The sequence below is a fragment of the Pseudolysinimonas sp. genome (assembly GCF_057350545.1).
In genome coordinates, this window is the sequence record NZ_JBMRCP010000119.1 from 1 (window position 1) to 10,909 (window position 10,909).

Consider the following 10,909-nt stretch of genomic DNA (forward strand, 5'->3'; position numbering starts at 1 on the left):
CCGGCGTGGGCTCGCGCCCCAGGTCTTGCAGCATCTGGCGCTGCACGCGGGCGAGCTTGTTGATGACCTCGACCATGTGCACCGGGAGGCGGATGGTGCGTGCCTGGTCGGCCATCGCGCGGGTGATGGCCTGGCGGATCCACCACGTCGCGTAGGTCGAGAACTTGAAGCCCTTCGTGTAGACGAACTTCTCGACCGCACGGATCAGACCGAGGTTGCCCTCCTGGATGAGGTCGAGGAACTGCATGCCGCGACCCGTGTAGCGCTTCGCGAGCGACACGACGAGACGCAGGTTCGCCCCGAGCAGGTGGCTCTTCGCGCGCTGACCGTCGCGGGCGACCCAGGTGAGCTCGCGGCCCAGCTGGCTGCGCTTCTCGGCCTCGGGCATCTGCGAGAGCTTCTCCTCGGCGAAGAGGCCGGCCTCGATGCGCATCGCGAGCTCGACCTCCTCCGCGGCGTTGAGGAGCGCGACCTTGCCGATCTGCTTGAGGTAGTCCTTGACCGGGTCGGCCGTGGCGCCGGTGATCGCGGCCGAGTAGACGGGGACCTCGTCCTCGTCGTCGGTCATCGACAGGCGGAGGGCACCGGTCGGAAGCGGCTCGACCGGAGCGGAGTCGTCGTCATCGTCGTCACCGTCGGCGTCGTCGGTCGAGTCGTCGTCACTCTCGGCGGCGGGCTTCTCGACGACCTCGTCATCGGCGACGACGACGTCGTCATCGCCGTCGGTCTCGTCGACGTCGGTGGGCTCGAGTTCGACCTCGTCGGTCTCGTCGACGTCGTCGTCGCCGGGCGCGGCCTTCGCCTTGCTCGCCTTCGCGGGTGCGGCCTTGGCCGTGGGCGCTTTGGCGGCCGTCTTGGCCGCGGGGGCCTTGGCCGCCGTCTTGGTCGCCGCCGTCTTGGTCGTGGACGTCTTGGTCGCCGTCTTGGCGGGCGTCTTCTCAGCGGCCGGCTTCGCGGCCGCCTTGGCCGGCGCTGCCTTCGTGGCGGTCGCGCTCTTGGCGGCGGCAGTCGTCGCCGTCTTCGTCGAGGCGTCGTCCTTCGTCGTGTCGGTCTTCGTGCTGGATCGGGTGGCCATCCGGGTTCCCTTCCCTTCGCGTTCTCCCGGGGGAGACGGGCTTGGCGAACTCCGTCCGGGCATTACTAAGACCCTTGTCAAGTCCTCACGCCTTGGGGAAGGCGATGGTGAGAACCCGACCGGGTCTTGAACATCTATTGTCTCACAGTCCGGCGGACCCGGCTTGCACCTGCGGAAACCGCGGGTCAGGCCCCGTCGTCGCGGCGGTTCGCGAGGAACTTCTCGAGCTCGGCGGCGATGCTGTCGGCCGAGGGCACCTCGCCGCTCGCGTCGACGAGGGGCGACGGCAGCGGGTTGTCTTCCATATAGGAGTCGTGTCGCTCCTCGAGCGTGCCGACGAGCCGCTCGAGCTCCTGATTGCCCTGCACCTGGTCGTCGACCTTGGCCAGGAACTCGCGATTCTCCTCGCGGAGCCGATCGGTCGGGAAGATGAGGCCGGTCGCCGCACTGATGCTCTCGAGGGCTGTGACCGCCGCCTGCGGGAACTCGGTGTCGGAGAGGTAGTGCGGGATGAGCAGCACGAAGCCCGCGGTCGGGTGTCCCACCTCCTGAAGGCGGTACTCGAGCAGGTGAAGTGCGTTCGACGGCACCTGCGTGCGCGGCTTCCACACGGAGAGCGCGTCGATGAGATCCAGACGGTTGCCGCTCACCGTGACGCCGATCGGACGCGTGTGCGGCGTCGGCATCGCGATCGCGTTCACCCAGGTGGTGTCTTTCACGTCGTACTTCTGCACGAGCTGCACGATCGCCGCCGTGAACCGCTCCCACTGGAAGTCGGGTTCGAAACCGGTGAGGAAGAGGAACTGCTGCCCGAGCTCGTCTTTCGCGAGATAGAGCGAGAGCTTCGCCGGCCGGTACTCGCTGAGATGGTCTTGATCGAAGAACATGATCGGCCGGCGGGCGCGGTAGTCGAGGAGCGCGTCGGTGTCGAAGGCCACCACCTCGCTCATCTCGAGGTTCTCGAGCAGGTACTCGCTCAACTGGCTCACCGCGCTGCCCGCATCGGTGAAGCCGGTCAGACCCGCGACGAGGTGGAGCCCGCGCGGTACCTGGTTCACCTCGACCGAGAGGTCGTAGAGGCCGCCGGGATCACGCATGCGTCGATTCTATTCGGCGGGGTTCGCGGGTCGCCGGGGTCACGCGGCTCGCTCGTCAAGCCCTCAGCGAACACGCGGTTAGCATGGCGACATGGCCGTACCGGTACTCTCCCTCTCTCCGTCCGACCCGATCACGAGCGACGCCGAGGTGCTCGTGCTGGGTGTGCGGAAGACTCCGGACGGCCCCCGGCTCGCCGTCGCGGACGACGCCTTCCCGACGGTGGCCGCAGCTCTCGCGGGCATCGCTGCGACCGGCGCGACCGACGAACTCCGCCGGCTCCCGGCATCCGATGGCTCGACCGCCGCGATCGCGCTCATCGGCCTCGGCTCGGCACCCCTGACGACCGACGCGTTGCGCTACGCCGCCGGATCGGCGGCGCGTCAGCTCACCGGCATCGACCGACTCGCGCTCGCCCTCCCCGTCGCCGACGAGGCCGAGGCGGTCGCGGTGCTCGAAGGTGCCGCGATCGGCGCGTACTCCTACACGGGTTATCGCGTGTCGACGATCGGCACCACCAAGACGCCTGCCGACGAGATCACCGTGCACGTGTCTGTCGAGATCGCGGGCTCGTCCGCGGCGACCGAGCGGGCCTCCGTCGTCGCCGCCGCCGTGCACACCGTGCGCGACCTCGTGAACACGCCGCCTTCCGACCTCTACCCCGAGACCCTCACCGCGGCCGCGGTCGATCTGGCGCAAGGCCTTCCGCTCGACGTCGAGGTGCTCGACGAGACCGAACTCGCGGCGGGCGGCTACGGCGGCATCCTCGCGGTCGGCAGCGGTTCGGTGCGCCCGCCGCGACTCGTCGTGCTGCGCTACTCCCCCGCCGGTGCCGAGCGGCACCTCGCCCTCGTCGGGAAGGGCATCACCTTCGACTCGGGTGGACTGTCGCTCAAACCTCCGGCCGGCATGGTCGGGATGAAGTACGACATGGCCGGTGCCGTGACCGCGCTCGCCGTGATCGTGGCCGCCGCGAAGCTCGGGCTGCCGGTACGCCTCACGGCGTGGCTGTGCCTCGCCGAGAACATGCCCTCGGGATCGGCGGTGCGTCCGAACGACGTGCTGCGCATGCGCGGCGGCTCGACCGTCGAGGTGCTCAACACCGACGCGGAGGGCCGTCTCGTGCTCGCCGACGGTCTCGTCGCCGCGAGCGAAGAGGAGCCGGATGCGATCGTCGACATCGCCACGCTCACCGGCGCCGCCCGGGTCGCGATGGGCGAACGCTACTGTCCCGTCATGGGCGACGATGACTTCGTCGCTCGCGTGGTCGCCGCGGGCGCCTCGGTCGGCGAGGTGTTCTGGCCGATGCCGCTCCCTCCCGAGCTGCGCTCCCTGCTCGACAGCGACGTCGCCGACATCGCGAACGCCAAGCCCGGCACCCCGACGGGCGGGATGCTCGTCGCGGGGCACTTCCTCCGCACGTTCGTCGGCAGCGTGGGCGAGGGGGACGAGAAGCGGTCGATCCCCTGGGCGCACCTCGACATCGCCGGTGTCGCGAACAATCCCGGCAGCCCGCACGGCGGAATCGGCAAGGGGCCGACCGGAACCACGGTGCGAACCCTCATCGCTCTCGCGGAAGAGTTTTCGACACCGTAGTAAGGTCTAGGAGGCAAGGAACACCTTGCCTCTCCGGGGCCGCACGCCACCCCCTGTCGCGGCCCAATTCGCACTCATCTAGGGAGTCGCCGGGTGTCCGAGCAGAACTTCGACCTTGTCGTTCTGGGTGCAGGAAGCGGTGGCTACGCCGCCGCACTGCGCGCCAGCCAGCTGGGCCTCACGGTCGGCCTCATCGAAAAGGGCAAGGTCGGCGGCACGTGCCTGCACGTCGGCTGCATCCCGACGAAGGCGCTGCTGCACGCGGCGGAGGTCGCCGATGTGACCAAGGATGCCGCCAAGTTCGGCGTGCAGGCCACCTTCGGCTCCGTCGACATCGCAGGCGTCACGGCGTACCGCGAAGAGGTCGTCGCGTCGAAGTGGAAGGGCCTCCAGGGGCTCATCAAGGCGCGCGGGATCACGACCATCGAGGGCGAAGGGCGCCTCACCTCGCCCACGACCGTGCAGGTCGGCGACGTCACCGTCACGGGCAAGAACGTCGTGCTCGCGACCGGCTCCTACTCGCGCTCGCTCCCCGGCCTCGAGATCGGCGGCCGCGTCATCACGAGCGAGCAGGCCCTCGCGCTCGACTTCATCCCGAAGAAGGTCGCCGTGCTCGGCGGCGGTGTCATCGGCGTCGAGTTCTCGAGCGTCTGGCGCTCGTTCGGCGCCGAGGTCACGATCATCGAGGCGCTGCCGAACCTCGTGCCCAACGAGGACATCGCGATCTCGAAGCAGTTCGAGCGCGCGTTTCGCAAGCGCGGCATCGACTTCAAGACCGGCGTGCGCTTCCAGGGCGTCACGCAGACCGACTCCGGCGTCGTCGTCACGCTCGAAGACGGCTCGACCGTCGAGGCCGAGCTGCTGCTCGTCGCCGTGGGCCGCGGACCGTCGACCGCGAACCTCGGATTCGAGGAGGTCGGCGTGAACATGGACCGCGGGTTCGTGCTCACCGACGAGCGCCTCCTCACCAACATCCCGGGCGTCTGGGCTGTCGGCGACATCGTCCCGGGCCTGCAGCTCGCCCACCGCGGCTTCCAGCACGGCATCTTCGTCGCGGAGGAGATCGCGGGTCTGAACCCGATCGTCGTCGAGGACGTCAACATCCCGAAGGTCACCTACTCGGAGCCCGAGGTCGCCTCGATCGGTCTCACCGAGGCGAAGGCCGCCGAGAAGTTCGGCGCCGACCAGATCGCGACCTACGACTACAACCTCGCGGGAAACGGCAAGAGCCACATCCTGCACACCGCCGGCTCGGTCAAGGTCGTGCGCCAGAAGGACGGCCCCGTGCTCGGCGTGCACATGATCGGGGCGCGCGTCGGCGAGCTCATCGGCGAGGCGCAGCTCGCGGTGAACTGGGAGGCGTACCCGGAGGACATCGCGCCGTACATCCACGCGCACCCGACGCAGAACGAAGCGTTGGGGGAGGCATTCCTCGCGATCGCGGGCAAGCCCCTCCACGCGATGTGACCCCCGACTTAAGCTAGATCACACAGGCTTTCTAAGGAGCAACCCGCTGATGAGCGAATCCGTCACCCTCCCGGCACTGGGAGAGAGCGTCACGGAAGGTACCGTGACCCGCTGGCTCAAGAAGGTGGGTGACCGGGTCGAGGTCGACGAGCCGCTGCTCGAGGTCTCCACCGACAAGGTCGACACCGAGATCCCGTCGCCCGTCGCGGGAGTGATCGAGCAGATCATGGTGCAGGAAGACGAGACCGTCGAGGTCGGCGCCGTGCTCGTCACGATCGGCGACGGCTCCGGCGCCGCGGAGGCTCCGGCCGCGGAGGCACCCGCCGCCGAGGCACCCGCCGCCGCGGAAGCTCCGGCTCCCGCCGAGGCACCCGCCGCCGAAGCGCCCGCCGCGGAGGCTCCAGCAGCTCCGGCTCCCGCCGAGCAGCCCGCTCCCGCCGAGCAGCCCGCGCCCGCCGAGCAGCCCGCCGCCGAAGCGCCCGCGCCCGCCGCCCCGGCCGAGCAGCCCGCCGCGGCTGCCCCCGCTCCGGAGCAGCCGTCGACCGAGCAGCCCGAGGCTGCGGAGCAGCCCGCCGCCGCTCCGGCCCCCGCGCCTGCAGCGGCTCCGGCGCCCGCAGTCGCCCCGGCACCCGCTCCCGCACCGGCACCCGCTCCCGCACCGGCACCCGCTCCCGCCGCGGCTCCTGCCGCCGCCGGCGCGAACGCGCACGCCGGCTACGTGACCCCGATCGTGCGCAAGCTCGCGAACGAACGCGGCGTCGACCTGGCCTCGGTCAGCGGCACCGGTGTCGGCGGACGCATCCGCAAGCAGGACGTCCTCGCCGCCGGCGCCCCCGCGGTGTCGACTTCGGCGCCCGCCGCGTCGGCGGCTCCCGTGCTCGGGACCTCGCCGCTGCGTGGCACCACGGTGCCGATGTCGCGCCTCCGCAAGGTCGTCGCCGAGCGCGCCGTGCTCTCGATGACGACTCTCGCGCAGCTCACGACGGTCGTCGAGGTCGACGTGACGAAGGTCGCCAACTACCGCGACGAGGTGAAGGCCGCGTTCCAGTCGAAGACCGGCCAGAAGCTCACCTTCCTGCCGTTCTTCGTGCTCGCCGCGGCGGAGGCGCTCAAGGCCTTCCCGATCATCAACGCGACGGTCGACGGCGAGAGCATCGTCTACCCCGACCACGAGAACATCAGCATCGCGGTCGACACCGAGCGCGGACTGCTCACCCCCGTGGTGCGCAACGCGAGCGACCTGAACATCGCGCAGCTCGCGGGCGAGATCGCCGACAAGGCCGACCGCACCCGCAACAACAAGCTGACTCCGGACGAGCTCTCGGGCGGCACCTTCACGGTGACGAACACGGGCTCGCGCGGCGCACTGTTCGACACGCCGATCGTGTTCCTGCCGCAGTCGGCGATCCTCGGCACGGGAATCGTGACGAAGAAGCCGGTCGTCGTCACCGACGACGGTCTCGACGCGATCGCGATCCGCTCGACGGTCTACCTCGCTCTGTCGTACGACCACCGCATCGTCGACGGTGCCGACGCCGCGCGCTTCCTCGGCGCGGTCAAGGCACGTCTCGAGAGCGGCGACTTCGCGAGCAAGCTCGGCATCTGACCCGGGCGGGTCAGCCCGCCTCCGTCTCGAAGGCTGGCGCCTCCGGGTACGTGTTGTCCACGTACTGGCGGATGCGCCAGCCTTCGGTCGTTCTCAGGAGCAGCAGCGCGCCGGGTTCGCTGCCCGCGGGCAGGTCGAGCAACGCCGAGTCACCGAGCCGCTCGACGAGCACCGGCTCTCCTTCGACGATCGACCCGGGCGGATACTCCTCCCCGTCGAGCACGGACCGCACGAGCGCGAGATCGTCGGCCTGCGCCGCCGACCCCGCCTGCACCACGTCGTCGAGGCACAGCAGCGAGAGCTCGCGCAGGCACTCCTCGCGTCGCGCGAGCAGCAGCACGGCCGCCTCGGCCGGGTCATCGGGCAGGCTGTCGAGCGGTACCGCGGCGGGTGACTCCGCGACGTCGGGCGGCTCGACTCCCCCGAGCTCCGCAGCCCCGGTCGACGGGGAACCCGGCACGACCGCGAGCGCGGCGACGACGGTGAGCACCCCCGCGACGAGGCCGAGCCCGAGCCGCCGGCGACCGACGGGCCAGCGCTCCCAGGCTGCGCGCAGCAGCTGCGCCTGGGCTTCCACCCGCTCCCGCAGTCCGTCGGGCAGGAACGCGAGGATCCAGGGCGGAAGCACCGCGAGACGAGGAGTCTCGCGCTCCTCCACCACTGCGTCCGCCCGCCAGTCGACCGGCTCGCCGGCCGGCTCCTCCTGCTCGAAGATCACCGCGTCGGGCGACGCGAGACCGTACAGGGCGTCGGCGACCCCGGTCGGCGTGGCCGCCACCATCCCCGCGGCCAGCCGCCGCGCGCTCGCCGCCCGGTCTCCCGTGACCCGCGCCAGCACGAGCCCGACGAGCGACCGCAACGCTGCTCGATCGGCGATGACCCCCGGCACGGTCTCGCGCACGACCTCCGGAGCGCCGGGGGCGAACAGCTCCGCCGCACCGAAGCCGACGAGGGCGGGGGCGCCGTCCTCCCGGAACACGACCGATCCGAGGGAGAGCGATCCGTGGGCGACACCGGCCGCGTGCAGTCGCTCGAGCGTCGTGGCGAGCGGGGCCAGGATGGTGACGGCCTCCCCCGCGCCGAGCGACGTGCGCCGCTCGAGCAGGTCGGCGAGCGTGCCGCCCGGCAGACGCTCGAGCACGAGAACCGTCTCGCGCTCATCGGCCGCGACGTCGAGCAGCTCGACCACGTGCTCCCCCGCCGCCCGGTCGAGCGCTGCGAGTTCGACGGCGACGCACGGATCTCCGGCCGCGCACACCTTGAGCACGACCGTCGCGCCGTCGTCGAAGCCGACGAGCAGCGTCGACCTCGATCCATGCCCGGCCGACCGCAGCACGCGGTATCCGGCGACCTCATCCATCCCCTCGATGGTCGACCACGCCGAGAGTCGCCCCGCCGGCGAGACCGCAGGTGGGGACGACGACGCGAGGAGCCACCCCGGGGAGGAGATGGTCCCGCGAGCACCTCGCGGGACCGTATCGTTGTTCCCATGGCACGCCCCACCGCCCCGGAGAAGGAACCCGGCCGCATGAAGCAGATGTGGCAGGTCTTCAAGATGACCCGCCGCTACGACAGCGCGATCATCCTGTATCTGCTGCTCGCCTTCCTCGCACCCGTCGGTGCCGGCATCGTGCTCGCGGTGCTGTTCGGCGCCGGCAACCCCGTGCTGTGGATCCTGTACATCGTCGCGGGTGTGCTCGCCGGCGTGCTGCTGTCGCTCATCGTGCTCGGCCGTCGCGCCGAGAAGGCCGCGTTCTCGCAGATCGAGGGCCAGGCGGGCGCCGTCGGCGCGGTGCTGCGCAGCTCGCTCCGACGCTCGTGGACGGGCAACGAGATCCCGATCAACTTCAACAAGACGCAGGATGCCGTCTACCGCGCCGTCGGCCGCGGCGGCGTCGTGCTCATCGGCGAGGGCCCGCGCACGCGCACGCAGCCGATGCTCGACAAGGAGCGCGCCAACGTGCGCCGCATCCTGCCCGAGGTGCCCGTGCACCTCATCTACGTCGACCACAACGACCCGCAGGCGACCCCGCTCGGTCGCATCGTGAAGACTCTCGGCACCTACAAGAAGGCGCTCACGAAGTCGGAGATCCAGGCGGTCTCGAACCGTCTCGCCTCGCTCGGCAAGAACGGCCTGCCGATCCCGAAGGGCATCGACCCGAACAGGGTTCGCGCCCCTCGTCCGCGCTAGCGCCCGCTAGACCCTGACGAGCAGGGTGCCGGCGGCCCGGTCGTGCAGACCGCGCTGGTCGGCATCCATGATCACGGCGGGCACGAACAGGCACACGAGAGCCGTGCGCAGCGCCGCCCGCCAGAACGCGAGCCGACCGGGTACGAGCGGCACGACGCGCATCCCGAGCAGCAGATGCCCGATGCCGCCGTTCACGACGAGCAGGAACAGCAGCTGGATGCCGCCGAACAGCCCCAGCGTGATGAACCCGTTGGTCTGCCACGGCCCGGTCGGGAAGAACGCGACCGAGAGCCCCGTCGCGATCGCCCAGTCGATTCCGAGGGCGAGGATGCGACGGCCGGGTCTCGCGATCGACCGCGGACCGGACTCGGGGAGGCCGAGACGCTCGCCGGGCCAACGCTGCTCGACGCCGTGCTGATCGGCCGGGTCGCTCACGGCATCCAGCCTAGGCGTCACCCGCCCCGTAACATCCCCGAAACATGAGCGTGACCCTCGGGAAACGGCCCTCCCTTAGCCTCGCCTTCGAGGCTGCGCCCAGCAGCCCTGCCCGATCGACGGCCCACTGGAGTACCACCCATGTCCAAGCCCCTGTTCAGCGACTCGTCCGAGGTGCTGAAGTTCATCAAGGACACGGATGTCAAGTTCCTCGACATCCGGTTCACCGACCTTCCCGGCATCCAGCAGCACTTCAACATCCCGGCGGCGACCGTCGACGAGGACTTCTTCTCGGTCGGCCAGCTGTTCGACGGATCGTCGATCCGCGGCTTCCAGTCGATCCACGAGTCGGACCTGCAGCTCATCCCGGACATCTCGACGGCGTACGTCGACCCGTTCCGCACGGAGCGCACGCTCATCATCATCTTCGACATCTACAACCCGCGGAACGGCGAGGTCTACGGCCGTGACCCGCGCCAGGTCGCCAAGAAGGCGGAGAAGTACCTCGCGTCGACCGGCATCGCCGACACCGCGTTCTTCGCCCCCGAGGCCGAGTTCTTCATTTTCGACGACGTGCGCTACGAGGTGAAGCAGAACAAGAGCTTCTACGAGGTGGACTCCGACGAGGCCTCCTGGAACTCGGGCCGGCTCGAGGAGGGCGGCAACCTCGCCAACAAGACGCCGTACAAGGGCGGCTACTTCCCCGTCTCGCCGGTCGACAAGCACGCCGACCTGCGCGACGACATCGTGCTCAAGCTCATCGAGGTCGGCCTCGAGGTCGAGCGCTCGCACCACGAGGTCGGCACCGCCGGTCAGGGCGAGATCAACTACAAGTTCGACACGATGGTGCACGCCGCCGACGACATCCTGAAGTTCAAGTACATCGTCAAGAACACGGCGCTCGAGTGGGGCAAGGTCGCGACCTTCATGCCGAAGCCGCTCATGGGCGACAACGGCTCCGGCATGCACACCCACCAGTCGCTCTGGAACGACGGCAAGCCGCTGTTCTATGACGAGAACGGCTACGGCGGACTCTCCGACGTCGCGCGCTGGTACATCGGCGGCATCCTCAAGCACGCGTCGTCGCTCGCCGCGTTCACCAACCCGACCGTCAACTCGTACCACCGGCTCATCCCCGGCTTCGAGGCCCCGGTCAACCTGGTGTACTCGGCCGGCAACCGCTCGGCCTCGATCCGTATCCCGATCACGGGCACAAACCCGAAGGCCAAGCGCATCGAGTTCCGGGCGCCCGACGCCTCGGGCAACCCGTACCTCGCCTTCGCCGCCCAGCTCATGGCGGGCCTCGACGGCGTGAAGAACAAGATCGAGCCGCACGAGCCGGTCGACAAGGACCTGTACGAGCTCCCGCCGGAGGAGGCGAAGGGCATCCCGCAGTTGCCGGGTTCGCTCGACGCCGCCCTGGCCGCGCTCGAGGCCGACCACG

General features: G+C 70.0%; 9 protein-coding genes. 5 read left to right on the forward strand and 4 right to left on the reverse strand.

Annotation, left to right across the window (positions count from 1 at the left end):
* Both ACO1X9_RS16210 and ACO1X9_RS16215 read right to left on the reverse strand, forming a co-directional pair.
* Positions 1-1,075: sigma-70 family RNA polymerase sigma factor (locus ACO1X9_RS16210; RefSeq protein WP_486351890.1), on the reverse strand; the 1,075-nt coding region annotated here is incomplete at its 3' end.
* 185 nt (positions 1,076-1,260) lie between these two features.
* Positions 1,261-2,172, reverse strand: coding sequence for a proteasome assembly chaperone family protein (locus ACO1X9_RS16215; protein ID WP_486351891.1), 912 nt, complete (start codon positions 2,170-2,172; stop codon positions 1,261-1,263).
* 91 nt (positions 2,173-2,263) lie between these two features.
* Between ACO1X9_RS16215 and ACO1X9_RS16220 the strand changes: the two genes are divergently transcribed.
* The 3 genes from ACO1X9_RS16220 (at position 2,264) to sucB (ending at position 6,839) form a co-directional block, all read left to right on the forward strand.
* The gene (locus ACO1X9_RS16220; protein WP_486351892.1) at positions 2,264-3,766 is read left to right on the forward strand and encodes a leucyl aminopeptidase; all 1,503 of its coding nucleotides are present in this window, start codon (positions 2,264-2,266) and stop codon (positions 3,764-3,766) included.
* Between the two features lie 93 nt (positions 3,767-3,859).
* Positions 3,860-5,233: a dihydrolipoyl dehydrogenase gene (lpdA, locus tag ACO1X9_RS16225; protein WP_486351893.1), complete on the forward strand. Its 1,374-nt coding sequence runs from the start codon at positions 3,860-3,862 to the stop codon at positions 5,231-5,233.
* 49 nt (positions 5,234-5,282) lie between these two features.
* Positions 5,283-6,839 (forward strand): 2-oxoglutarate dehydrogenase, E2 component, dihydrolipoamide succinyltransferase, encoded by a 1,557-nt coding sequence (gene sucB, locus ACO1X9_RS16230; RefSeq protein WP_486351894.1) that lies wholly within the window; start codon positions 5,283-5,285, stop codon positions 6,837-6,839.
* A gap of 10 nt (positions 6,840-6,849) precedes the next feature.
* Here sucB and ACO1X9_RS16235 read toward each other — a convergent pair whose 3' ends face one another.
* A complete protein-coding gene (locus ACO1X9_RS16235) occupies positions 6,850-8,199 on the reverse strand; it encodes a protein kinase domain-containing protein (protein WP_486351895.1) in 1,350 nt (449 codons plus the stop codon).
* Positions 8,200-8,328: 129 nt separating this feature from the next.
* Between ACO1X9_RS16235 and ACO1X9_RS16240 the strand changes: the two genes are divergently transcribed.
* On the forward strand, positions 8,329-9,030 hold the full coding sequence (locus tag ACO1X9_RS16240; protein WP_486351896.1) for a DUF4191 domain-containing protein: 702 nt from the start codon (positions 8,329-8,331) through the stop codon (positions 9,028-9,030).
* Between the two features lie 6 nt (positions 9,031-9,036).
* Here the strand turns inward: ACO1X9_RS16240 and ACO1X9_RS16245 are convergent, their stop codons facing one another.
* On the reverse strand, positions 9,037-9,465 hold the full coding sequence (locus ACO1X9_RS16245; RefSeq protein WP_486351897.1) for an RDD family protein: 429 nt from the start codon (positions 9,463-9,465) through the stop codon (positions 9,037-9,039).
* A gap of 153 nt (positions 9,466-9,618) precedes the next feature.
* Between ACO1X9_RS16245 and glnA the strand changes: the two genes are divergently transcribed.
* Positions 9,619-10,909, forward strand: a 1,291-nt coding sequence (gene glnA, locus ACO1X9_RS16250) for a type I glutamate--ammonia ligase (RefSeq protein ID WP_486351898.1), incomplete at its 3' end; no start/stop codon positions are given.

Excerpts from the sequence above, each read along its gene's own strand:
- ACO1X9_RS16220 (WP_486351892.1), top strand. The coding sequence starts at position 2,264 with ATGGCCGTACCGGTACTCTCCCTCTCTCCGTCCGACCCGATCACGAGC.
- ACO1X9_RS16215 (WP_486351891.1), bottom strand. The coding sequence starts at position 2,172 with ATGCGTGATCCCGGCGGCCTCTACGACCTCTCGGTCGAGGTGAACCAG.
- ACO1X9_RS16240 (WP_486351896.1), top strand. The coding sequence starts at position 8,329 with ATGGCACGCCCCACCGCCCCGGAGAAGGAACCCGGCCGCATGAAGCAG.
- sucB (WP_486351894.1), top strand. The coding sequence starts at position 5,283 with ATGAGCGAATCCGTCACCCTCCCGGCACTGGGAGAGAGCGTCACGGAA.
- ACO1X9_RS16235 (WP_486351895.1), bottom strand. The coding sequence starts at position 8,199 with ATGGATGAGGTCGCCGGATACCGCGTGCTGCGGTCGGCCGGGCATGGA.